A 23,065-nucleotide genomic window follows, 5' to 3' on the forward strand; every position below is an offset into this window, starting at 1 on the left:
GACCTGTGCAGACGAGACGAATTCTGGAACTGGTCCTCGGTGCGGCCGCACTCATAGCGGTCCTCGCGGCCGTGGTGGTGTCGATCGGGTCGACATCCCAGACCGCGCAGGCCGACAGTGTGGACGACACCCTCACCGTCACCGGGAACGTCTCGTACCGCGAGCGAATCGCCTTCCCTGAGAACGCCGTCGTGACGGTGCGCCTCGAGGACATCTCCCTGGCGGACGCGCCGTCGACGGTGCTCGCCGAGCAGCGCATCGAGGACGCCACCGGCGTGCCGGTGCCGTTCGAGCTCGCCGCCTACCGCGACGCCATCGACCCGCGTGCCCGTCTCGCCGTTCGTGCGCAGATCGAGGTCGACGGAGCCCTGCGCTGGACCACGGACACCGTCCATCCGATCCCGGTTGAGGGTGACGCCCCCGCGCAGGAGCTCATCCTCGTGGCGGTCCCGCAGTGAGCGTCGACATGATCGAACGGACATCGGCCGCGACCACGACACCCACCATCGGCGTGCTGGCGTTGCAAGGCGACGTCCGCGAACACCTTGCGGCCCTGGAGGCGTCTGGCGCACGAGGCGTCGGCGTGCGCCGGGTCTCGGAGCTCGAATCGGTGGACGGCCTGGTCATCCCCGGCGGAGAGTCCACCACCATGAGCCGGCTGCTCACGGTGTTCGACCTGCTCGAACCGCTCCGCGCCCGGTTGCGTGACGGCATGCCCGCGTACGGGTCGTGCGCGGGCATGATCCTGCTGGCGAGCGAGGTGCTCGACACCCGGCCGGATGCCCAGTGCCTGAGCGGAATCGACATCACCGTGCGGCGCAACGCCTTCGGTCGTCAGGTCGACTCCTTCGAGGAGGACCTCGAGTTCGCCGGCATCGAGGGCGCCCCGATGCGGGCGGTGTTCATCCGCGCGCCCTGGGTGGAACGGGTCGGCCCCGGCGTCGAGGTACTGGCCACCGTGCCGGAGGGCCCGGCCGCGGGACGGGTCGTCGCGGTCCGCGAGGGCAACGTTCTCGCGACCTCATTCCACCCCGAGGTGACGGGCGACAGGCGCGTCCATCAGCTGTTTGTCGACATGGTGCGGGAAGTCGCGGTCGCCCGCGCGTAAACTGGCGCTACTGTGTGCTCCCCGCGCCGGCGTGCTCCGCTGTCGCGTGCGCATCTACGAACGGGAAGAGGGAACTACGCATGAGCGGCCACTCCAAATGGGCCACCACCAAGCACAAGAAGGCTGCGATCGACGCCAAGCGCGGTAAATCCTTCGCGAAGCTGATCAAGAACATCGAGGTGGCGGCGCGTACCGGTGGTGGTGACCCCGCGGGTAACCCGACCCTGTACGACGCCATCCAGAAGGCGAAGAAGACGTCCGTCCCCAACGACAACATCGAGCGTGCCCGCAAGCGCGGCGCGGGCGAAGAGGCCGGCGGCGCGGACTGGCAGACCATCATGTACGAGGGCTACGGCCCCAACGGTGTGGCGCTGCTCGTCGAGTGTCTGACCGACAACCGGAACCGCGCCGCGGGCGAGGTTCGCACCGCGATGACGCGCAACGGCGGCAACCTCGCCGATCCGGGTTCGGTCGCGTACCTGTTCACCCGCAAGGGCGTCGTGGTGCTCGAGAAGAACGGCCGCACCGAGGACGAGATCCTCGAGGTCGTGCTCGAGGCGGGGGCCGAGGAGATCAACGACCTCGGTGACTCCTTCGAGATCGTGTCCGAGGCCGCCGATCTGATCGGCGTCCGGACCGCCCTCGTGGACGCAGGCATCGACTACGAGTCGGCCGACCCCGACTTCCGTGCCTCGGTCGAGGTGCCCGTCGACGTCGACGGCGCCCGCAAGGTGTTCAAGCTCGTCGACGCCCTCGAGGATTCCGACGACGTGCAGAACGTCTACACCAACGTCGACGTCTCCGACGAGGTCCTGGCCGAGCTCGACGCCTGATCGTGCGGTTTCGCGACGACCGCGACGTGCGGTGGCGGGTCGGCAGGCGCTGGCTGCCGTGGCGTCGGCGGACGAAGGTTCCCGACTGGGGCAGCGGAATCGACAGCACCTCGCTGGGCGACGACCCGATCAGCGCGATCATCGGCATCGTGCTCGCCGTGCTGATGCTGCCGGTCCTGCTGTTGGCCCTGGTCGTCGGCCTCGAGTTCCTGCTGCTGCTCCTGCTGGTGCCGGTGTGGGTGGGCATCCGAGTGCTCTTCGGCCTGCCCTGGACCGTCGTGGTCCGTCGCGACGGCAAGGTCGTGCACGAGGAGCAGGTCCGGGGCTGGCGGGCATCGGAGGCCCGGATCGAGGCGATCGGCGCCCAACTGCGGGATGGTCGCGGTCTCGCCGCCATCCGCGCGAACAGGTGACCGCCGGCCGGCCGTGTCGCCACGCGGCCGGCCGGCCCACAGCGGCTAGAATCTCGAACAGCTGTTCGTAGTGCTGGGACGAGAGGTGATCGCGTGCGCGTGTTCGGGGTGGATCCCGGCCTGACCCGTTGCGGGTTCGGGGTGGTCGACTCGGGACGCGGCCGGACGGTCGCGCCCGTTGCCGTCGACGTCATCCGCACGCCGCCCGAGATGGAACTGTCGCAGCGGTTGCTGCGGATCTCGAACGCGGCCGAGGAATGGCTCGACCTCTACCGACCGACCGTCGTCGCCGTCGAGCGGGTCTTCTCGCAGCACAACGTGCGCACCGCGATGGGCACGGCCCAGGCGGGTGGCGTCGTCGCGCTCGCCGCGGCGCGGCGCGGAATCGACGTCTGCTTCCACACCCCGAGCCAGGTGAAGTCGGCTGTCGCGGGCAACGGCGCCGCGGACAAGAAGCAGGTCACCGCGATGGTGACCAAGATCCTCGGGCTGGCCGTCGCGCCGAAGCCCGCCGACGCCGCCGACGCGCTCGCACTCGCGATCTGCCATTGCTGGCGGGCCCCGATGCTGTCGAGAATGGCGCAGGCCGAACTCGCGGCCGCCGAACAGAAGCGGCGCTACGAGGCCAGGCTCGCGGAACTGAACAAGACCCGGCTCAAGAAGGCAGGTACTCCATGATCGCCTCCGTTCGCGGTGAGGTGCTCGAGATCGCGCTCGATCACGTGGTGCTCGAGGCGGCGGGGGTCGGGTACCGGCTCAACGCCACCCCGGCGACGCTCGCCACCCTCCAACGCGGAACCGACGTCCGGCTGGTCACCGCGATGATCGTCCGTGAGGACTCGATGACGCTGTACGGCTTCCACGACACCGAATCGCGGGACCTGTTCGGCCTCCTGCAGACCGTCTCCGGGGTGGGTCCGCGGCTGGCGATGGCGACCCTCGCCGTCCTCGAACCGGAGGCGCTGCGCAAGGCGCTCGCCGAAGGCAATGTCACCGCGCTGACCCGGGTACCCGGCATCGGCAAGCGGGGCGCCGAGCGGATGGTCGTCGAACTCCGGGACAAGGTGGAGGCCGTGGCCGTCTCGTCCGATCCGGGTGGCGACGGTTCGCCGGCGGTGGTTCCGGGCCTGGTCCGCGAGCAGATCGTCGAGGCCCTCGTCGGCCTCGGCTTCCCGGCGAAGTCCGCCGAACAGGCCACCGATACGGTGCTGGCCGCGGATCCGGAGGCGGGCACGTCGACGGCCCTGCGCTCGGCGCTGTCGCTGCTGGGTAAGACCCGGTGACCGAGGAGGTGGGGGACCCGGCCGGGCTGGAATCGTCCGTCACCGCGAACTTCGTCGCGGCCGACAGTGACATCGAGGCCAGCCTCCGGCCGACGAGTCTCACCGACTTCATCGGCCAGCCGCGGGTGCGCGAGCAGCTCCAGCTCGTGCTCACGGGGGCCAAGCTGCGCGGCGGCACACCCGACCACATCCTGATGTCCGGGCCGCCCGGGCTGGGCAAGACCAGCATGGCCATGATCATCGCCGCGGAACTGGGTACGTCCCTGCGGCTGACCTCCGGCCCGGCACTCGAGCGGGCGGGCGACCTCGCCGCGATGCTGAGCAATCTCGTCGAAGGCGACGTCCTGTTCATCGACGAGATCCACCGCATCGCCCGACCGGCCGAGGAGATGCTCTACCTCGCCATGGAGGACTTCCGGGTGGACGTCGTCGTGGGCAAGGGGCCGGGGGCGACGTCGATTCCGCTGGAGGTCGCGCCGTTCACCCTGGTCGGGGCCACCACCCGCTCCGGCGCGCTGACCGGGCCGCTGCGGGACAGGTTCGGCTTCACCGCCCACATGGACTTCTACGATCCGCCGGAGCTGCAGCGGATCCTGCTGCGATCGGCGGGAATCCTCGGTGTCGACCTGGGGGAGGAGGCCAGCGCGGAGATCGCGGGCCGCTCCCGCGGCACGCCGCGGATCGCGAACCGGCTGCTCCGCCGGGTGCGCGACTACGCCGACGTGCGGGCCGACGGCGTGATCACCCGCGACGTCGCGAGGGCCGCGCTCGCGGTGTACGACGTCGACCAGCTCGGCCTGGACCGCCTCGACCGTTCGGTGCTCAGCGCGCTGGTGCGCAGCTTCGGCGGCGGACCCGTCGGCGTGTCGACCCTCGCCGTCGCGGTGGGCGAGGAGCCGGGCACGGTGGAGGAGGTCTGCGAGCCGTTTCTCGTGCGTGCGGGGATGATCGCCCGGACTCCCCGGGGCCGGGTCGCCACCGCCGCGGCGTGGGAACAGCTCGGTCTGACGCCGCCGCCGGAGGCCGCCGCGGGCGGCATCGACGTGCGTGTCAACGAACCGCAGCAAGGTCTGTTTGACTAGTGGCACACTGGAGTACCGCGCCGGTCTGTTCCGGACCGCGCGCGTCGACGACCCTCGAGGACTGAATTCAACGATGGAACTGCTGTTTCCGCTCCTGATTCTCGCCCTGCTCGTGCCCATGTTCCTGGGCATCCGCCGCCAGAAGAGGGAAATGGCGAAGACTGCCGAGCTGCAGGATTCGCTCACCGTCGGTGATCGCGTGCTCACCACCTCCGGACTCCACGCCACCGTGGTCGAGCTCGGTGACGGCACGGTCGACCTGGAGGTCGCGCCCGGCGTGGTCACCACCTGGTCGCGGTTGGTCATCCGTGAGCTCCTGGTCGAGGACGACGAGGAGTTCGAGGAGGAGGACATCGACGAGATCGTCGACGAGACCCCCGTCGACGAGAAGCCTGCCGACACGACCCCCGTCGAGGAGACTCCCGAGGAGACCAAGCGTCGCCTGGACAACGAATGAGTTGACTTCCGGACCGCTGCCGAGTGATCCCGCTCGGCAGCGGTCGCGTGTAGGGCCTGGGAAGCCGACCATCGCACGACACACGTACTAGGAGAACTTCGGATCGTGGCACCTTCGACTGGAGCCGTACGACCAGCACGCTCGCTCGTGATCTTCGGGCTGATCGTCGCCGCGCTGTACGCGCTCGTCTTCTTCACCGGGGACAAGTCCCCGACGCCGAAGCTCGGCATCGACCTGCAGGGCGGCACCCGTGTCACCCTGACCGCGCGCACCCCGGACGGTAGCCAGCCCAGCCAGGACAGCCTCCGCCGCGCGCAGGAGATCATCGAGACCCGAGTGAACGGACTCGGAGTCTCCGGGTCCGAGGTGGTCATCGACGGCGACAACCTGGTGATCACGGTCCCCGGCGACGACAGCTCGCAGGCCCGCACGCTCGGCCAGACGGCGCGGCTCTACATCCGCCCGGTCCAGGGCTCGGCAGCGTCCTCGAACTCGCAGGCACAGGCCCCGAAGGCCGAGACCCCGGCCCCCGCGCCCGCGCCGCAGAATCGGCCGTTCCCCGCCCAGGACCCGGGCACCCCGGCTCCGCCGACCGAGACCCCCGCGCCCCCCGCGGAACAGGGTGCCGCGTCGACTGCGGACCAGGCGGCCGCGGAGATCGCCGAGGCGAAGAAGACCAGGCAGAGCACGGACCCGGCGGTGCAGCAGCAGGCCATGGCGGCCCTGGACTGCAACGCGAGCGATCCGCTGCAGGGCAACGACGATCCGGCCCTGCCGCTGGTGGCCTGCTCGACGGACGGCACCACGGTCTACCTGCTCGGGCCGAGCATCATCGACGGCCAGGAGATCGCGGACGCGACCTCCGCCTTCAACACACAGCAGTCCCGTAACGAGGTGTCGCTGACCTTCAAGTCGAGCGGGAGCACCACCTGGGCGCAGTTCACCTCCGCCAACATCGGCAAGCAGGCCGCGTTCACGCTCGACTCCAAGGTCGTCAGCGCGCCGGTCGTCCAGGGCGCCACCCCCGCCGGCAGCGCCACCTCCATCACCGGTGACTTCACGACCGCGACGGCGAAGGAACTCGCGAACACGTTGAAGTACGGTTCGCTGCCGCTCTCCTTCCAGGCATCCGAGGCCGAAACCGTGTCCGCGACATTGGGTCTCGCCTCGCTCGAGGCCGGACTCATCGCCGGCGCGATCGGCCTGGTGCTGGTGCTGCTCTACTGCCTCATCTACTACCGGATGCTGGGCGTGCTCACCGCACTCTCGCTCGTGCTGTCCGGACTGATGGTGTACGCGATCATGGTCCTGCTCGGCCGGTACATCGGCTTCACCCTCGACCTCGCCGGCATCGCCGGTCTGATCATCGGTATCGGCATGACGGCCGACTCGTTCGTCGTGTACTTCGAACGCATCAAGGACGAGATCCGCGAGGGCCGCAGCTTCCGTTCGGCCGTGCCGCGCGGTTGGGCTCGCGCCAAGCGGACCATCCTCTCCGGCAACGCCGTGAGCTTCATCGCGGCCGCCGTGCTGTACGTCCTCGCGGTCGGCCAGGTGCGCGGCTTCGCGTTCACCCTCGGCCTGACCACCATCCTCGACGTCGTCGTGGTGTTCCTGGTGACGCATCCGCTGGTCCACCTGGCGTCGAAGTCCGACTTCTGGTCGAAGCCGAGCATCAACGGTCTCGGCGCGGTGCAGCAGGTCGCCCGCGAACGCAAGACCGCCGCGTCCGCGCGCACGAGCGCCGGCGCGCAGGCGAAGGAGGCCTGACTGTGACCACATCTGAAGATCTGTCGTTGTCCGATTCCGCGGCCGATCAGGCGAAGCTGCCCCGGCACAGCCTGCTCGCGCGGCTCTACACCGGCACCGGCGCCTTCGAGGTCGTCGGCAGGCGCAAGTTCTACTACGGGCTCGTCGGCGTCATCCTGCTCATCTCGATCGCCGGCATCCTGCTTCGTGGGTTCACCCTCGGAATCGACTTCGAGGGTGGCAGCCGGATCCAGTTCCCGGCAGCCGACAATGTCACCACCGAGCAGGTCGAGGAGGTCTACACGGCGAGCCTCGGCGAGGCCCCGGTGTCGGTGCAGACCGTCGGTGCCGGCAGCAGCGCGACGATCCAGATCCGGTCCGAGGCGCTCGACGCGCGTCAGGTCGTGATCCTGCAGGACGCGCTGTACGACGCCTTCCAGCCGCAGGACAAGGACGGCAACCCCAGCAAGAACGCGATCAGCATCGCCGACGTGAGCGAGACATGGGGCAGCCAGATCACCAAGAAGGCGCTGATCGCGCTCGCGGTGTTCCTGGTCATCGTGAGCATCTACATCGGTATCCGGTTCGAGCGGGACATGGCGATCGCCGCGATCGTGGCGCTCTTCTTCGACATGATCGTCACGGCGGGCGTGTACGCGTGGGTCGGTCTCGAGGTCACGCCCGCGACGGTGATCGGCTTCCTCACGATTCTCGGCTTCTCGCTGTACGACACCGTGGTGGTGTTCGACAAGGTGGAGGAGAACACCCGAGGGGTGCTGCACCTGAGCAAGCGGACCTACGCGGAACAGGCCAACCTGGCCGTGAACCAGACGCTGATGCGCTCGATCAACACCACCCTCATCAGCGTGCTGCCGGTGATCGGTCTGCTCGTGGTCGCGGTCGGACTGCTCGGCGTCGGCACCCTCAAGGACCTGGCCGTCGTCCAGCTGGTCGGCATCATCGTCGGCGCCTTCTCGTCGATCTTCTTCGCGACACCGCTGTTGGTCTCGATCAAGGAACGGTGGGGTCCGGTCGCGGCGCACACCAAGAAGGTGCTCGCCCGCCGGGAGGCCCGGACCGATACCGCGCCCGCGACGGCGACCGCGACCCCCGCCGCTGCCTCCCATGTCACCGCCTCGGCCCCGCGGCCCGGCGCTCGACCGACGGGGAAGCGCGACAAGAAGAGGCGATGACATGGGTACCGGCACCCGCAGGGCTGGCATTCGGAGAGTCGGGGTTGCCCGACGTTTGAGGGCCGGCGGCGCCGCCGGCGTGATCGCACTGATCGCGGCGTCGGCCGTCGGCTGCTCGGCGGGTGAGGATCAGGTCCAATCCATCGGGTACGCCATCGACAACGTGCTGACCACCTACAACGCCAACACGGTCGACGGTGCGGCATCGGGTGCGCGGCAGGCGTTCTCCCGCGTGCTCACCGGCCTGAGCTACATCGGGCCGGAGGGTAGCGCCCTGTCCGATGGCGATGTCGGCACCGCGGCCACGGTGCCCGCCGACGTGCTGACCGTCGCGGTCAAGCTGAACCCCCAGGCGGTGTACTCGGACGGAGTGCCCACGGCCTGTGACGACCTCGTGCTCGCCTGGGCGGCGGGGAGCGGGCGGTTCCCGATGTTCCGTGCGGCGGGAAGCGCCGGCTACGCGGACATCGACCGCGTCGACTGCCAGTCCGGGTCCAAGGACGCGACCATCGTGTTCCGCCCGGGGCGCGCGTTCGCCGACTGGCCGGCGTTGTTCGGCGCCACCGCACTGATGCCGTCGCACGTGGCGGCCAGGTCCGCGGGGGTGCCGGACCTCGTCAACGCGATCCGGTCCAACGACGTCCCTGCCCTCGAGCGGATCGCCGAGTTCTGGAACAACGGGTGGAAGCTGGTTCCGGACCAGCTCGATCTCACGCTGTTCCCCTCCTCGGGCCCGTACCGTGTCGAATCCTTCACGGCGGATGGCGGACTCGTGTTGGTCGCCAACGAGCGCTGGTGGGGCAACAAGCCCGCCACCGCGCAGATCGTGGTGTGGCCGAAGGGAACCGACCTCGAGTCCAAGACCGCGTCCGGTGAGGTCGACGTGATCGACGCGGGGGCCGGCTCGATGGCAGGGCTCTCGCCTGGGGATGGATTCACCACGGTCACCGCGCCATCGCGGAGCAGCGAGCAGTTGGTGTTCGCGACATCGGGAGTGTTCGAATCCGCCGATGCCCGCCGGGCGTTGGCGCTGTGCGTCCCGCGTCAGCAGCTCTTCGACCGACTCGGGCACCCGGACTTCGAGAAGCAGTCTGGTCTCGGCTCGGGCGTGCTCAGTTCCCGGATCGTGCAACCGGACATGCTGATCTATCCGTCGGTTGCCGCGGTCGAGGGCGGCCGGTACCTGCACCCCGACGTGCCGGCCGCCGTGGCCGCGCGGAGCGCGTCGGGGCAGGGCCCGTTCACCGTCCGGGTCGGCTATCTCGCCCCGGACACCCGGCGTGCCGAGACGGTCAAGGCGATCGCCGAGGCCTGCGCCCCGGCCGACATCACCGTGGAGGACGCCGGTTCGCCGGAGTTCACCCCGACCGCGCTCGGCGCGGGCGGCGTGGACGCCATCCTCGGTGGGACCGCGTCCGCTCAGGGTGCCGCGGGCACGGACTCTGAGGTGCCACCGGCGTACTCCCTGGTCGGGGGCTACCCGACGAACTTCGGCGGCTACCGCAACGACCGCGTCACCGCGATCGCCGAGCAGTTGGCCGTCGACACGGCGGAAGGCAGCAGGCTGAACCTGTCCTCGGAGGCCGAGACGATCCTGTGGAACGACCTGCCCTCCCTTCCGCTGTTCAACGAGCCGAGGACGACGGTGTTCGCGGAGGGTCTGCACGCCGCGGTGCCGAACCCGACGGTTTCCGGTGTGGGGTGGAACATGGACAGGTGGATACTTCTCCGGTGACTGCATTGAGTACGGCCTCCGACGACGTCGGGCGGCTGACCCGCTGGGCCGATGATTTCCCGGAGCCGGGGGTCAAGTTCGCCGATCTCACCCCGGTGTTCGCCGACGCCAAGGCCTTTCGTGATGTCATCGATGCAATGGTCGAGGCCGAGCGGAGCCTGCGGAGCGAGCATCGCGCCGGCGACGGTGCCGACCTGGTGGCCGGCATCGATGCCAGGGGATTCCTCCTCGGTGCCGGTGTGGCCCTGGCGCTGGATGCGGGCGTGCTCGCGGTCCGCAAGGCGGGCAAGCTGCCGCCGCCGGTGCTCACCCGGGAGTACCAGCTCGAGTACGGCACGGCGTCGCTGGAGATCCCGGCCGACGGGATCGAACTCGCCGGCCGCCGGGTGCTGGTGATCGACGACGTGCTGGCGACCGGCGGGACCCTGGGCGCGGCGGTCGAGTTGCTCGGCGCGGCGGGCGCCGAGGTGATCGGGATCGCGGTGGTGCTCGAGATCGAGGCGCTCGACGGGCGCTCGCGGCTCGCTGGCCACCCGGTCACATCGTTGCTCCGGGTCTGAGGACTAAAGTTTCCGGTGAGGCGACCGACAGCGCGGGAGGTGACGCAATGACCCAGAACCTCGACCGGTCGCAGTCCGAGACCGGAGGTCCGGCGGCGCCGACGGAGGGAGCCGCGCCCGCGGTGCCCACCTCGGCCTCTCGCCGGGTGCGGGCCAGGCTGGCGCGCCGGATGACCGGGCAGCGCAACGCCGCGATCAAACCGGTGCTCGAGCCGCTGGTCAGCGTGCACAAGGAGCTGTACCCGAAGGCGAACCTGGCGCCGCTGCAGCGCGCGTACGACGTCGCCGAGGAGCGGCACGCCAGCCAGAAGCGCAAGTCCGGCGATCCGTACATCACGCATCCGCTGGCCGTGGCGAACATCCTCGCCGAGCTGGGGATGGACACCACCACCCTGGTCGCGGCGCTGCTGCACGACACGGTGGAGGACACCGGGTACTCCCTCGAGCAGCTCACCGACGAGTTCGGCGAGGAGGTCGCGCACCTCGTCGACGGCGTCACCAAGCTCGACAAGGTGGTGCTCGGCAGCGCCGCGGAGGGCGAGACCATCCGCAAGATGATCATCGCGATGGCCCGCGATCCGCGGGTCCTGGTGATCAAGGTCGCGGACCGGCTGCACAACATGCGCACCATGCGCTTCCTGCCCCCCGAGAAGCAGGCACGCAAGGCCAAAGAAACCCTGGAAGTGATTGCGCCGCTTGCGCATCGACTGGGCATGGCCACCGTGAAGTGGGAGCTCGAGGATCTGTCGTTCGCGATCCTGCACCCGAAGAAGTACGAGGAGATCGTGCGCCTGGTCGCGGACCGGGCGCCGTCGCGCGACACCTACCTGGCGAAGGTGCGGGCAGAGATCAACGCCACCCTCGCCGCGTCCCGGATCAACGCGGTCGTCGAGGGCAGGCCCAAGCACTATTGGTCGATCTACCAGAAGATGATCGTCAAGGGTCGCGACTTCGACGACATCCACGACCTCGTCGGGGTGCGGATCCTGTGCGACGAGATCCGGGACTGCTACGCGGCCGTCGGTGTCGTGCACTCGCTGTGGCAGCCGATGGCGGGCCGCTTCAAGGACTACATCGCGCAGCCGCGCTACGGGGTGTACCAGTCGCTGCACACCACGGTGGTCGGCCCGGAGGGCAAGCCGCTGGAGGTGCAGATCCGCACCCGCGACATGCACCGCACCGCGGAATTCGGCATCGCCGCGCACTGGCGCTACAAGGAGACCAAGGGCAGGCACTCCGGTGACGCCGCCGAGGTCGACGACATGGCGTGGATGCGCCAGCTGCTCGACTGGCAGCGCGAGGCCGCGGATCCGGGGGAGTTCCTCGAGTCCCTGCGATACGACCTCGCGGTCAAGGAGATCTTCGTCTTCACCCCGAAGGGCGACGTGGTGACCCTGCCGGCGGGCTCGACGCCGGTGGACTTCGCGTACGCAGTGCACACCGAGGTCGGTCACCGCTGTATCGGCGCCCGGGTGAACGGCCGTCTCGTCGCGCTCGAACGCACCCTGGAGAACGGCGAGGTCGTGGAGGTGTTCACCTCCAAGGCCGCGAACGCGGGCCCGAGCCGGGACTGGCAGGGATTCGTCGTCTCGCCCCGCGCGAAGACGAAGATCCGTCAGTGGTTCGCCAAGGAGCGCCGCGAGGAGGCCCTGGAGGCGGGTAAGGACGCGATCGCCAAGGAGGTGCGCCGCGGCGGCTTGCCGCTGCAGCGTCTGCTGAGCGCCGAGTCGATGTCGGCCATCGCGCACGAGCTGCGCTACGTGGACGTGTCCGCGCTCTACACGGCGGTCGGCGAACACAACGTGTCCGCCCAGCACGTGGTGCAGCGGCTGGTCGCGAATCTCGGCGGTGTGGAGTCCGCGGAGGAGGAGCTGGCCGAGCGGTCGACGCCGTCGACCATGCCGATGCGGCAGCGTCGCACCACCGACGCGGGAGTGCTGGTGCCGGGTGCAACCGGCACGGTGGCCAAGCTCGCGAAGTGCTGCACGCCGGTGCCGGGCGACGAGATCATGGGGTTCGTCACCCGCGGTGGCGCGGTCAGCGTGCACCGGACCGACTGCACGAACGCGGGGTCTCTGCGCGAGCAGTCCGAGCGGATCATCGAGGTGCAGTGGGCGCCGTCGCCGTCCTCGGTGTTCCTCGTCGCGATCCAGATCGAGGCGCTCGACCGGCACCGCCTGCTCTCCGATGTGACGAAGGCGCTCGCGGACGAGAAGGTCAACATCCTGTCGGCCTCGGTGACCACCTCGGGGGACCGGGTTGCGATCAGCCGCTTCACCTTCGAGATGGGCGACCCCAAGCACCTCGGGCACGTGCTGAACGTGGTCCGCAACGTCGAGGGCGTGTACGACGTCTATCGGGTGACCTCGGCGGCGTAGCCGCCCGTGCGCGGTTTGCGAGTCCCTGGACTCGTAAACCGCGCACGGGCGCGAAGCGCCTAGCTGCTGATCGTGACGGTCTCGATCTGCACCGGTGTGTTCGGCTTGCCGCCGCCCGCGGACATGGAGCCGTCGTCGCCGTCCGCGGCGATCTTCTCGATGGTGGTCAGGCCCTCGTCGGAGATGGTGCCGAACACGGTGTACTGCGGAGGCAGCACGGAGTCCTCGTAGACGAGGAAGAACTGGCTGCCATTGGTGCCACCGGGCCCCGAGTTGGCCATCGCGATCGTCCCGCGCGGGTAGAGCATGCCCTCCTGGGCGGCCGGGTCGGCCTCGGCGTAGGCCGTGGTCGGGTACTCGTTGGCGAATCGGTACCCGGGGCCGCCGTTCCCGGCACCCGACGGATCACCGCACTGCAGCACCTGCAGACCCGCACTGGTGACCAGCCGATGGCAGGGGGTGTCGTCGAAGTAGCCCTGCTGCGCCAGGCTGGCGAAGCTGTTGACCGTGCACGGCGCCTCGGCGCGGTCGAGGGTGAGCCCGATCGGGCCCTGTGACGTCGTCATCGCGACGCCCACGGTGCCCGCGGTGGACACGCCATCGGTGCTCGGCGGTTGGACCGGCTTGGACGCCTGGCCCGCCGGTGCGTACGAACAGGACACGGTCGCCGATGCCGGCGCGGCCGGGGCGGGCAGCTGCGGGAACCGGGACAGGTCCGGCGCGGCACTCTGCTGGCTGGCCAGCGTGCGCGTCGTGGGTGGGGTCGAGGAGGAGTCGTCGCCCGAGCAGGCACTCGACGCGAACGCCAGTCCGATGCCGACGGCGATCATCGCGCCGCGCCGGACGCTCACCGGGGCCCTCATGCCGCCACGCTCGCGGTCGTGATCTTCACCGGCAGGTTCGGCTTGCCGCCGCCCGCGGACATCGAGCCGTCGTCACCCGCGGCCGCGACCTTCTCGATCGTCGCCAGGCCCTCGTCGGAGATGGTGCCGAACACGGTGTACATGGGCGGCAGCGGCGAGTCGTCGTAGACCAGGAAGAACTGGCTGCCGTTGCTGCCCGGCTGGCCGGTGTTCGCCATCGCGATGGTGCCGCGCGGGTAGGTCACGGGCTCGCCGAGGTTCGGGTCGTCGGGGTTGTACTGATCGGTGGGGAACTCGTTGACGTAGCCGTAGCCGGGACCGCCGGTGCCCATCCCGGTCGGGTCGCCGCACTGCAGGATCTTCAGCCCGGTGGTGCTCAGACGGTGGCACGGGGTGTCGTTGAGGTAGCCCTGCTGCACGAGGCTGACCATGCTGTTGACCGTGCACGGCGACTTGGCCCGGTCGAGCGCGAGCCCGATCGGGCCCTGGTCGCTGTCGAGGTTCACCGTGACCGTGCCCTCCGCGGGCACGCCGGCGGAGGAGGGCAGGTTCGCGGGCTTGGCGGGGGGCGTGCCGTCCGACATGTACGTGCAGTCGACGGTCGCGGGCAGTGCCTGCGCCCGGCCCGCCGGCATCGCGCCGGGGGTCTGCGCGTCGGCTGCGGCGGTCGAGGTGTCCGACGAGGCCTCGGAGGCATCGTCCTCACCACTGGTGAGGGAGTAGATGAAGGCGCCTGCGGCGACCACGAGTACGACTCCGAGGGCCGAGGCCCCGATCGTCATCTGCTTGCGCTTGCGGGCCCGCTCGGCTCGGTGTTCGAGCTGCCGCTCCAGCTTGCGCTTGGCGGCTTGGCGTCGCTGCTCATTGGTCGGCACTGCTGCTTACCTCTTTCTCGGGCAAAGCCTCGGAAAATGTCACGGCTCCTCGGGCGAAGCCTCGGGCTCTCTTCGCTGCCGTTCGGTCGCTGAGTGAGTCTGCCATTCGATCCTGAGAACTGGCCGCATAGGCTGTATCCGGTCCCGTACCCCGGACCGACCCCCACGTCATTAGGAGCGATCGCCGTGCTCGTCACCGGATTCCCGGCCGGAGCGTTTCAGACGAACTGCTACATCCTCGCGCAGGACGGTGCGAGCGAGTGCGTCGTCGTCGACCCCGGTCAGAACGCGGCCGAGCCGCTCTTCGAGTTCCTCGCGCAGTCGTCGCTGACCCCGGCGGCGGTGCTGCTCACCCACGGACACCTCGACCACACCTGGTCGGTCGAGCCGGTCTGCGAGAAGTTCGGCATCCCCGCCTACATCCATCCGGAGGACCGGTACATGCTCAGCGACCCGCTGCGAGGCACGGGTCCGGCCCTGTCCGCGATGTTGGGTGACGCCGAGTTCCGCGAGCCGGACGAGGTGATCGAGCTGGCCGACGGCGACGTCCTCGACCTGGCCGGGATGTCCCTGACCGTCGATCACACCCCCGGCCACACGCAGGGTTCGGTGGTGCTGCGGACGGTGGCGGACACCGACACCGGGCCGGTGCCCATCGCGCTGACCGGCGACACGCTCTTCAGCGGATCCATCGGCCGCTCCGATCTGCCGGGCGGCGATCACGAGCAGCTGCTCCGGTCGATCGCCGCGAAGCTGCTGGTACTGGCCGACGACACGGCCGTGCTGCCGGGTCACGGCGGGTCGACGTCGATCGGCCAGGAGCGGGCGTCCAACCCGTTCCTGGTTGGACTGGCCGGATCCAGGTAGGGGCTCGTGTTTCCGAATAGGAGAAACTAGGACAGTGAGCAAGCCCAGCAACAGCGCATTCTCTGCCCCCAAGGGCGTTCCCGACTACGTGCCGCCCGCATCCGCCGAGTTCGTCGCCGTGCGCGACGGACTGACGCGTGCGGCGAGGCTCGCCGGCTACGGCCACATCGAGCTGCCGATCTTCGAGGACACCGGACTGTTCGCCCGCGGCGTCGGCGAGTCGACCGATGTGGTGAGCAAGGAGATGTACACCTTCGCCGACCGCGGCGACCGGTCCGTGACCCTGCGGCCGGAGGGAACCGCGGGCGTGATGCGTGCGGTGATCGAGCACGGCCTCGACCGCGGACAGCTCCCGGTCAAGCTCAGCTATTCGGGACCGTTCTTCCGCTACGAGCGTCCCCAGGCCGGCCGGTATCGGCAGCTGCAGCAGGTGGGCGTCGAGGCGATCGGTGTGGACGACCCGGCGTTGGACGCCGAGGTGATCGCGATCGCGGACGCGGGCTTCCGCAGCGTCGGGCTCGAGGGGTTCCGGCTCGAGATCACCTCGCTCGGCGACGACACGTGCCGACCGCAGTACCGGGAGTTGTTGCAGGAGTTCCTGTTCACGCTCGACCTGGACGAGGACACCCGCAGGCGCGCGGAGATCAACCCGCTTCGCGTGCTCGACGACAAGCGTCCGCACATCAAGGAGATGACCGCGGCCGCCCCGCTCATGCTCGACCACCTGTCGGAGGAGGCCAAGGCCCATTTCGACGAGGTGCTCGCGCACCTGGACGCCCTCGGTGTGCCGTACGTGGTGAACCCGCGAATGGTGCGTGGCCTGGATTACTACACGAAGACCACCTTCGAGTTCGTGCACGACGGCCTGGGTGCGCAGTCGGGCATCGGTGGCGGCGGCCGGTACGACGGCCTGATGGCGCAACTCGGTGGGCAGGAGTTGTCGGGCATCGGATTCGGTCTCGGCGTGGACCGCACGGTGCTGGCGCTCGCCGCCGAGGGCAAGACCGCGGGCAGCCCCGCACGCTGCGAGGTGTTCGGGGTTCCGCTGGGCGACGAGGCGAAGTCGCAGCTCGTGGTGATCGCGGCGCGGCTGCGCGCGGCGGGGATCCGGGTCGACCTCGCCTACGGGGGCCGCGGCGTCAAGGGCGCGATGAAGGCAGCGGATCGGTCCGGGGCCAGGCTCGCGCTCGTCCTCGGGGAGCGCGACATCGCGGACGGCGTGATCGGCGTCAAGGACCTCGCGACCGGCGACCAGCGGCAGGTGCAGCTCGGCGATGTGGTCGCCGAGGTCGGGGCGATCCTTGCCGCCGGGTGACCCCGCCGGGCCGGTGTCCCTCGATCTCATCCCGGCGTCGCTGATCGCACCTCGGCTGCGCAAGGTCGCGTTGTTCGCCGTCGTACTCGGCGTCGTCGTCGCGGTCGTGGTCGGCTTCTTCGCGTCGGCCGGGGTGGCCGTGCTGGTCGGTGCGATCATCGCGGTCCCGACGGCGCTGTCGGCACTGCTGACGCTGCGTCGGCGGATCTGGCTGACGGGCACCACGATCCACGCCCGGCACGGCCTGCGAACCCGGTCGGTGGATGCGGGCCGGGCGGTGAGTGCCGAGGTGGTGGTGCGCGTCGCGCGGGTCAGTCAGGTCGGGGTCCGGATCGGTGACGGCACCGTGCTGGTCTCGATCCCGCTCGCGTTGTACACCGACGACGGCGGGCGCGAACTCGATGTGCTGGCTCTGCGGTCGCTGGCCGACGCGCTGAACGCGGGCGAGCTCGCCCCGGCGGTGGCCGTGGCCTCCGTCCTGATCGGGCAGCTCCGCGCCGAGGCGCGGGGCGCCGGGCTGGAGGAGCGGCCGCTGTACCGTGCCGTGCAGACCGCGCGAGAGGCGGGCCGGGTGCCGCAGACCGTGCTCACCGACCACGAGGTCGCGGGGCTGGCGGACTGATCCCATGACCGCGACCCCGCCCACCCGCCGCCGTCGTCGAACGGTCTGGATGGTTGCCGTGCTGGCCGCGCTCGCCGCCGTCGTGGGCGGGGTGCTGTGGGCGGCGCCGAGCCGATACCTGCCCTGGGACACCACCGATTTCCCGGCCGTCGACCTGGCGGCGCTGTCGCCTGCGCAGGCGCGGGTCGTCACGCTCCTCGAGGCGGAGCACCGGAGTCAGCGCCCCGGGACGTTCTATTCCGAGGGGGTCGAGGAACCCTGGTGCGCGGACTTCGTGAGCTGGATCATGCGGGAGGCGCAGCGGCCACTGTCGAACCCGAATTCGGGTCACTGGCGGATTCCCGGCGTCTACACGCTTCAGGAGTACTACGAATCGCAGGGCCGGTTCGAGCCGGTCGGCGGCGGGTACCGCCCCATGGTCGGTGACGTGGTGCTCTACGACAACAGCAGCTGGGTCGGTCAGCACACCAACTTCGTCGTCGCCGTCGACGGTGACACGGCAACGACGGTCGGAGGCAACGAGTTCGGCCGCATCCGCGTGCACACCGTCGACTGGGGGAGCGACTCCGCGGTGGTCGGGTTCGGCCGGCTCGATCCCTGATCAGGCGGGGGTATCGCACGACCGAACCGATTTCTGTCTCGGAGTCCGGTGGAGTGTGGCGCCGCCAGGGTCGGGGGTCATGGCGGCGCCACACGTCATTGGTACTGCACTGGCGCGCAAATCGAAAGAGTTTCCGCCCGAAATTGGGGGAACGTTTAGGGGGAACGTCGCGATTAGGGGAAGCGATCGACCTCGAATCGGGGTCCGCTGGATCAGGCGGGTTCACTCACATCAGCCGTGTAGCGCGGACATGATTCGGGCGGCGTAGTCGGCGGCCTCGGCCTCGTCGGCGTAGTGGGTGCGCGGCCAGAAGAAGCCGCGCAGGCCGTCGCCCTTGGTGCGCGGCACGATGTGCACGTGCAGGTGCGCGACGGACTGTGAGACAACGTTGTTCATCGCGACGAAGGAGCCCTGCGCGCCGAGCCCGGCGACCATGGCGCCGGAAAGTCGTTGCGCGACGGTGAACAGCGGGGAGATCAGGTCGGCCGGGAGATCGGCCAGTGTCACGACGTGTCGGCGCGGCACCAGCAGTACATGGCCCTTGAACACCGGTCGCCGGTCCAGGAATGCGACGGTGTCCGCGTCCTCGAAGACGCGGTGGGTGGGGACGGTGCCGTCCACGATGTCGCAGAACGTGCACCCCTCGGTCACGGCCGCGGCCCGGTTGCGTCGGCCAGAATCCGCTCGGCGGCCGCGCGCAACTGCGTGATCTCGCCGGGCCAACCGAGGACTCGCAGCGCGGCGTCGGCGACCAGGGCCGGCTGGTCGACGGGGTCGGGCCCACGGTCGGTCTCGTCGCTCTCCCGGTCGGACCGCTCGTTGATGATGGTCTCGACCAGGCGGAACGGCAGCCCGGCGAGAGCGGTGTCACCCGGTCGGTCCAGCTCGTCGAGCACGGCGCGGGCGAGAATCTCGTACTGCGCCCGCAGCCGGACGCGTTCGCGACGGAACTGGGCGAACCGCTCCGTGCGCAGCTCGGGTAGCAGGTAGAGCGCGCCGAGGTTCCATCGGCCGGACATCAGCTGCCGGCTGTCGAACAGCGCCAATGCATACAGCCGCTCCGGTGCGGCCTCGGCTCGATCTGCCAGTCGCGTCGCCAGTTCCATTGCGGGAGTGACCGTCTGCTCCAGCAGGGCCGCCAGGATGTCGTCCTTGGTGGCGAAGTGGTGGTAGAGGGAGGCCTGGCGCACGCCGACCACCTCGGCGATCTGGCGCGTCGAGGTGGAGGCGAATCCCTTCGTGGTGAACAGTTCCGCCGCGGCGTCGAGGATTTCGGCCTGAGCGGTCGGTCCGGGCCTGCGCTGTTTGGTCAGGCGGGGTCGTCCGGGGCCGGCATTGGTCACCTCCCCATCCTGTCAGCAGGTGGGGACGAGTGCGAACACGCGCGGACGGTAGGTGAATTCCGTGTCCGTCGCGTCGTAGTATCCAGTTGCTTAGCATTGATACAGATCAGTTCTTGGGGGGACCAGATCATCTCGCGGGAGTTTCCACGCAGTAAATCGGTCATGCTCGTGCTCGGGGGCGCGGCGGCGACCGCCGTCGTTCTCGTGATGACGACCGTCGATCCATGGCTCAACGGCGCCGGGATCCTGGCCGGTGGTGCTGATCTGCACGTGTACCGGGACGGCGCCTTCCGGATCCTGCGCGGGCTGCCGCTCTACACCGAGCCCGTCCTGTTCGGGCTCCAGTACACCTACACGCCGTTCTCCACGATCGTCTTCATCCCCATCGAGCGGATCCCGTGGGGGTCCGTCAACACCATCTGGATGGGAATCAACCTCGGCGTGATCCTCGCGTGCATCCTGTTGTCCTGGCAGCTACTCGGATACCGGGTCACGCCCAGGCTCGTCGGTGCCAGCGCGCTGCTGACGCTGACGTCCACCTTCCTCGAGCCGGTGCGGACCACCCTGTTCTACGGCCAGATCAACCTGGTGCTGATGCTCCTGGTCCTGTGGGACTTCTCCCGTGCGGATCGCAGCCGGCTGCGCGGGCTCGGCGTCGGGCTCGCCGCGGGGATCAAGCTCACCCCGGTCTATTTCGTCGCCCTGTTCGTCGTGCTACGTCAATGGCGTTCGGCGGCAGTCGCATCGGCGGCCATCGGGGCCTCGATCGTGCTGACGTGGACGGTGCTGCCGACCGACTCACGCGAGTACTGGACGTCGACGTTCTTCCAGTCCACACGGATCGCCGACGACACCCATCCCTCCAATCAGTCGATCAGGGGCGTCATCGCGCATCTGACCGGCCACGCGACGCCGACGTGGTTGTGGATTCTGATCGCGGGCGGCGTCGGGATCGTGAGCCTGCTGGTCGCGGCCCGTCTGCACCGTGACGGGGATCGGCTCCTCGCCGTCGTGCTCTGCGGACTCACGGCATGCGCGGTGTCGCCGTACTCGTGGAGTCACCACTGGGTCTGGTTCGTGCCGCTGCTGGTGTACCTCGTGCACCTGGCGTTGGCGCAGCGGTGGTGGTGGGCCGCCGCGGGCGTGCTGGTCGGATCGGCGGGGGCCTGGCCCTACGTCTGGGACGAGCGCAACGTCGTCATCGGGGTCTTCCTCTTTCCGCCGTCATGGCCGATCACCGCGATCCTGGTCAACGCGTACGTGATCGTCTTCGCGTGTGTGCTCGGCGGTGCCGTCGTGAGGGTCGGCCGGTTCCGCGACCAGGGCGCGCCGGAAGATCGGGATCAGCGGCCGGGGAGAGGGTTCGCCGGAGCGCCGGAACGGCGCCGAGTCTCGTGACGCGTCCGCCCATTCGCGGGCGCTCACCACGGACAGATCCAACCGGAACGGGGTGAGCGCCGCCAGCTGGTGCAGGAACAGCGTTGCGGTCCGGCCGTTGCCCTCACGGAAAGGGTGGGCGTGGTTGAGGGTGGCGTAGACCCGGGCGAGGGTGAAGGCGAGCGTGCCGCGGTCGGGTGACGGCCAGTCGGCGCCGGCGATGTACCCGGCCGCGAGGTCGAGGTAGTGGTCGATGGCGGGGACCGGCGCGAACTCGGTGCCGCCCTTGGTGATGTCGACGATCCTGTTCTGCCCCGCCCAGGCGAAGACGTCGCCGAACACGTGCTGGTGCAGCTGTCGCAGATGCGCGCCGTCGAAGCCGGAGCCGACCGCGGGCCGTCGATCGTGCACCTGCAGGATCCGGACGGCGGTCGCGGTGAACTCGATCGAACGCAGTGCGGCGCCGTCGCGATAGCCGAAGTTGTTTCGCAGTACCCGGGTCCCGGGCACGAGGTACGGGTGACGGCGCAGTGTCAGGAGCCGGCGCGGCGCCGTCGCGACGCGGAAGGTGTCCGCCTCGGCGCGGCAGTTGGCGAGGTAGCTGCCCACGGTGAGCTCCCGGAGCAACACCGAGACCAGGTCCGCGACGTGGTCCGCGCGTGGCTCCCACCCCTCGAGGCGCTCCGCCGCGACGGTCTGGTCCACCGCGTGGCCCTGGCGATCGTCGAGCCGGGCGAACAATGCCGGCCATTGCCGGGAGGCGTTCACGTTCCCGGGCCCGTGTACGCGAGCTTGCGTTGCACGCCGGCGATCTCGCGGACCGCGCCGGCGAGCAGGCTGCGGTACAGCGGGGTGAGCGAGGCGATCGTGATCTCATCGCCGATCGGTAGCCCCTGCTCGAGTTGTTCGCACTGGTGCCGTAGCCGGATCTGCTGGAGGACGTCGAACGACTCCGTGAGGATGCGGGCGTCGTCGGCGGGGAGCAGTTCGGCGCCCGCCGCGGCCTGCAGGCGTGCGGGCGTCGACCCGCCGACCTGTCCCGCCGCCATCCCCGCCCAACGCGCGATGTTGACGATCGGCATCACCCCCTGCGACTTCACGTTCACCGAATCGGTCCGCCTGGTGAGGATCTGGCGCAGCGAGTGGATCCGGACCTTGTCCACGACGGCCTCACGGAGCAGGAGCGCCATCGCTGCGGGGTTCGCGCGGGCCCGGGCCGAGACCGGCGCGGACAGATCGAGCCCGTCGTCTCCCCATGCGACCCGGCTGTCGGCGAGCAGGGAGATCATCAGGATGCCCTTGTCCTCATACGGGTCCGCGACCCACTGATCGACGGCACCCATCCACGCCCGGGTCGAACGGGCGAAACGCGGGCGCGCCGCGGTGGCACCCTTCTCGTCGGACGGGAACCCGCACCGGTCGAGCAGCCGATGCACCCGGGCGGCCGTCGCCCTCAGTTCGGTGTCGCTGTCGGGGCGCTGGGCGTCGTCCGCCCACACCAGGGCGCTGTCGATGTCGGATCCCGGCATCGACTCGCGCCGCGCGACACTGCCGAGGGTGAGCCAGGTGAACGGGGTCCGGCCGGACCGTGCGGCGCCGGTCTCGAGGTGCAGGGCCCGTGCGGCGGCGGCGTCCACGACCACCGAGAGGATCGCGGACACGTCGAGGGGGGCGACCCGCGCCCGCCACAGGCCGAGCACCAGTTCGGGCACCCGGGCGGTCGCCGCGACCAGTGCGTCCGGGTCGGCCGCCCTCGCCACCGCCGCGCGGAGCAGGAACCCGCTGCGGGTCGCGGTGGCCACGAGGTCGGCGTCCTCGAGGACACCGAGCAGGTCGCCGGTCGACGACAGCACGGGCAGGTGCCGCACGCCCCTCTCGAGCATGTCCATCAGCGCGTCCGCGCCGAGTCGGTCCGCCGGGACGGTACGGGCGGGAGAAGTCATCACCGCCGACACCGGCGTGTGCGTGCCGAGCCCGGCGGCCACCACCCGTCGGCGCAGGTCGCCGTCGGTGAAGATTCCGTGCGTGCCCCCGCCCAGCGGTATGACGACGTGGCGCCGACCATGGAGGGTCATGAGCTCGGCCGCCTCGCGCGCGGTGGTCTCGGGGGTGCAGGTCAGCGCCGGTCCGCGCAGCAGCTCGCCGGCCGGGCGCATGGCCGGATCACGAACGACCAGCGGGGCGCCGGACGCCTCGGCACTGCCCTTCCTCTGCTCAGCCCTCATGGGCACATCCTCCCAGGACTCCCTTCTCCGGCGCGGCAGTCGACCGAGGTGAGCACTCGGAAATCTCGGTGTAACGAATGACATTGAGACGCAACGGAATGCCCGAACCTCGAAACGTGCGGGACACCCATGCGCACCGGCCGGACGGAAAACTGTCAACTGACAGATACTCCGCCGCCCGCCTTG

General features: G+C 69.8%; 23 protein-coding genes and 1 pseudogene. 18 read left to right on the top strand and 6 right to left on the bottom strand.

The genetic code is table 11. The features are described 5' to 3' along the window. The first annotated feature begins 5 nt into the window (after nt 1–5). The 13 genes from ACFQS9_RS20220 (at nt 6) to ACFQS9_RS20280 (ending at nt 12,791) form a co-directional block, all read left to right on the top strand. Nucleotides 6–458: a YbaY family lipoprotein gene (locus ACFQS9_RS20220; protein WP_378407925.1), complete on the top strand. Its 453-nt coding sequence runs from the start codon at nt 6–8 to the stop codon at nt 456–458. Between the two features lie 8 nt (nt 459–466). Next, nucleotides 467–1,108, top strand: coding sequence for a pyridoxal 5'-phosphate synthase glutaminase subunit PdxT (gene pdxT, locus ACFQS9_RS20225; protein WP_378407926.1), 642 nt, complete (start codon nt 467–469; stop codon nt 1,106–1,108). Nucleotides 1,109–1,188: 80 nt separating this feature from the next. Further along, nucleotides 1,189–1,941, top strand: a complete 753-nt coding sequence (locus ACFQS9_RS20230; protein ID WP_378407927.1) for a YebC/PmpR family DNA-binding transcriptional regulator — start codon at nt 1,189–1,191, stop codon at nt 1,939–1,941. 2 nt (nt 1,942–1,943) lie between these two features. Then, the gene (locus ACFQS9_RS20235) at nt 1,944–2,354 is read left to right on the top strand and encodes a hypothetical protein (RefSeq protein WP_378407929.1); all 411 of its coding nucleotides are present in this window, start codon (nt 1,944–1,946) and stop codon (nt 2,352–2,354) included. A 93-nt stretch (nt 2,355–2,447) separates the two neighbouring features. After that, nucleotides 2,448–3,032 (top strand): crossover junction endodeoxyribonuclease RuvC, encoded by a 585-nt coding sequence (ruvC, locus tag ACFQS9_RS20240; RefSeq protein ID WP_378407931.1) that lies wholly within the window; start codon nt 2,448–2,450, stop codon nt 3,030–3,032. Beyond that, complete coding sequence (gene ruvA, locus ACFQS9_RS20245; RefSeq protein ID WP_378407933.1) at nt 3,029–3,637, top strand: Holliday junction branch migration protein RuvA; 609 nt, start codon at nt 3,029–3,031, stop codon at nt 3,635–3,637. The genes ruvC and ruvA overlap by 4 nt, the downstream gene beginning before the upstream one ends. An 8-nt stretch (nt 3,638–3,645) precedes the next feature. Continuing rightward, complete coding sequence (ruvB, locus tag ACFQS9_RS20250; protein ID WP_378408304.1) at nt 3,646–4,719, top strand: Holliday junction branch migration DNA helicase RuvB; 1,074 nt, start codon at nt 3,646–3,648, stop codon at nt 4,717–4,719. Between the two features lie 73 nt (nt 4,720–4,792). Beyond that, nucleotides 4,793–5,176 (top strand): preprotein translocase subunit YajC, encoded by a 384-nt coding sequence (gene yajC, locus ACFQS9_RS20255; protein ID WP_378407935.1) that lies wholly within the window; start codon nt 4,793–4,795, stop codon nt 5,174–5,176. Between the two features lie 105 nt (nt 5,177–5,281). After that, on the top strand, nt 5,282–6,946 hold the full coding sequence (secD, locus tag ACFQS9_RS20260; RefSeq protein ID WP_378407937.1) for a protein translocase subunit SecD: 1,665 nt from the start codon (nt 5,282–5,284) through the stop codon (nt 6,944–6,946). A gap of 2 nt (nt 6,947–6,948) precedes the next feature. Next, nucleotides 6,949–8,118 carry a protein translocase subunit SecF gene (gene secF, locus ACFQS9_RS20265; protein ID WP_378407939.1) on the top strand — a complete coding sequence of 390 codons (1,170 nt, stop codon included), beginning with the start codon at nt 6,949–6,951 and terminating at the stop codon, nt 8,116–8,118. Between the two features lies 1 nt (nt 8,119). Further along, nucleotides 8,120–9,853 (top strand): ABC transporter substrate-binding protein, encoded by a 1,734-nt coding sequence (locus ACFQS9_RS20270; RefSeq protein WP_378407941.1) that lies wholly within the window; start codon nt 8,120–8,122, stop codon nt 9,851–9,853. Further along, a complete protein-coding gene (locus tag ACFQS9_RS20275) occupies nt 9,850–10,413 on the top strand; it encodes an adenine phosphoribosyltransferase (protein ID WP_378407943.1) in 564 nt (187 codons plus the stop codon). The genes ACFQS9_RS20270 and ACFQS9_RS20275 overlap by 4 nt, the downstream gene beginning before the upstream one ends. A 47-nt stretch (nt 10,414–10,460) precedes the next feature. Then, complete coding sequence (locus tag ACFQS9_RS20280; protein ID WP_378407945.1) at nt 10,461–12,791, top strand: RelA/SpoT family protein; 2,331 nt, start codon at nt 10,461–10,463, stop codon at nt 12,789–12,791. Nucleotides 12,792–12,850: 59 nt separating this feature from the next. Here the strand turns inward: ACFQS9_RS20280 and ACFQS9_RS20285 are convergent, their stop codons facing one another. Then, the gene (locus tag ACFQS9_RS20285) at nt 12,851–13,654 is read right to left on the bottom strand and encodes a peptidylprolyl isomerase (protein ID WP_378407947.1); all 804 of its coding nucleotides are present in this window, start codon (nt 13,652–13,654) and stop codon (nt 12,851–12,853) included. Then, the gene (locus ACFQS9_RS20290; protein WP_378407949.1) at nt 13,651–14,529 is read right to left on the bottom strand and encodes a peptidylprolyl isomerase; all 879 of its coding nucleotides are present in this window, start codon (nt 14,527–14,529) and stop codon (nt 13,651–13,653) included. The genes ACFQS9_RS20285 and ACFQS9_RS20290 overlap by 4 nt, the downstream gene beginning before the upstream one ends. A 186-nt stretch (nt 14,530–14,715) precedes the next feature. On the opposite strand from ACFQS9_RS20290, the gene ACFQS9_RS20295 reads away from it, so the two are divergent. Genes ACFQS9_RS20295 through ACFQS9_RS20310 form a run of 4 tightly spaced genes read left to right on the top strand, consistent with a single transcriptional unit; the run spans nt 14,716 to nt 17,934 of the window. Beyond that, entirely contained in the window at nt 14,716–15,396 is a 681-nt protein-coding gene (locus tag ACFQS9_RS20295) for an MBL fold metallo-hydrolase (RefSeq protein WP_378407951.1), read from the top strand. Nucleotides 15,397–15,430: 34 nt separating this feature from the next. Beyond that, complete coding sequence (gene hisS, locus ACFQS9_RS20300; RefSeq protein WP_378407953.1) at nt 15,431–16,711, top strand: histidine--tRNA ligase; 1,281 nt, start codon at nt 15,431–15,433, stop codon at nt 16,709–16,711. Beyond that, the gene (locus ACFQS9_RS20305) at nt 16,671–17,333 is read left to right on the top strand and encodes a hypothetical protein (protein ID WP_378407955.1); all 663 of its coding nucleotides are present in this window, start codon (nt 16,671–16,673) and stop codon (nt 17,331–17,333) included. The genes hisS and ACFQS9_RS20305 overlap by 41 nt, the downstream gene beginning before the upstream one ends. A gap of 4 nt (nt 17,334–17,337) precedes the next feature. Further along, complete coding sequence (locus ACFQS9_RS20310) at nt 17,338–17,934, top strand: CHAP domain-containing protein (protein WP_378407957.1); 597 nt, start codon at nt 17,338–17,340, stop codon at nt 17,932–17,934. A gap of 231 nt (nt 17,935–18,165) precedes the next feature. Here the strand turns inward: ACFQS9_RS20310 and ACFQS9_RS20315 are convergent, their stop codons facing one another. Next, nucleotides 18,166–18,585, bottom strand: a complete 420-nt coding sequence (locus tag ACFQS9_RS20315) for an HIT family protein (protein ID WP_378407959.1) — start codon at nt 18,583–18,585, stop codon at nt 18,166–18,168. Beyond that, nucleotides 18,582–19,277, bottom strand: coding sequence for a TetR/AcrR family transcriptional regulator (locus ACFQS9_RS20320; protein WP_378407961.1), 696 nt, complete (start codon nt 19,275–19,277; stop codon nt 18,582–18,584). The genes ACFQS9_RS20315 and ACFQS9_RS20320 overlap by 4 nt, the downstream gene beginning before the upstream one ends. 162 nt (nt 19,278–19,439) lie before the next feature. On the opposite strand from ACFQS9_RS20320, the gene ACFQS9_RS20325 reads away from it, so the two are divergent. Beyond that, a complete protein-coding gene (locus tag ACFQS9_RS20325) occupies nt 19,440–20,675 on the top strand; it encodes a glycosyltransferase 87 family protein (RefSeq protein ID WP_378407963.1) in 1,236 nt (411 codons plus the stop codon). A 75-nt stretch (nt 20,676–20,750) separates the two neighbouring features. Here ACFQS9_RS20325 and ACFQS9_RS20330 read toward each other — a convergent pair. Together ACFQS9_RS20330 and ACFQS9_RS20335 are read right to left on the bottom strand one after the other, a co-directional pair. After that, nucleotides 20,751–21,422 (bottom strand): annotated as a pseudogene (locus tag ACFQS9_RS20330) (Fic/DOC family protein); the annotation flags it as partial. Further along, nucleotides 21,419–22,879 (bottom strand): putative nucleotidyltransferase substrate binding domain-containing protein, encoded by a 1,461-nt coding sequence (locus ACFQS9_RS20335; protein ID WP_378407965.1) that lies wholly within the window; start codon nt 22,877–22,879, stop codon nt 21,419–21,421. The gene ACFQS9_RS20335 and the pseudogene ACFQS9_RS20330, both read right to left, overlap by 4 nt. Nucleotides 22,880–23,065 lie beyond the last annotated feature (186 nt).

Origin of the sequence: Rhodococcus daqingensis (assembly GCF_042665615.1) — a bacterium.
In the GTDB taxonomy this organism is placed as follows: Bacteria; Actinomycetota; Actinomycetes; order Mycobacteriales; family Mycobacteriaceae; genus Rhodococcus_G; species Rhodococcus_G daqingensis.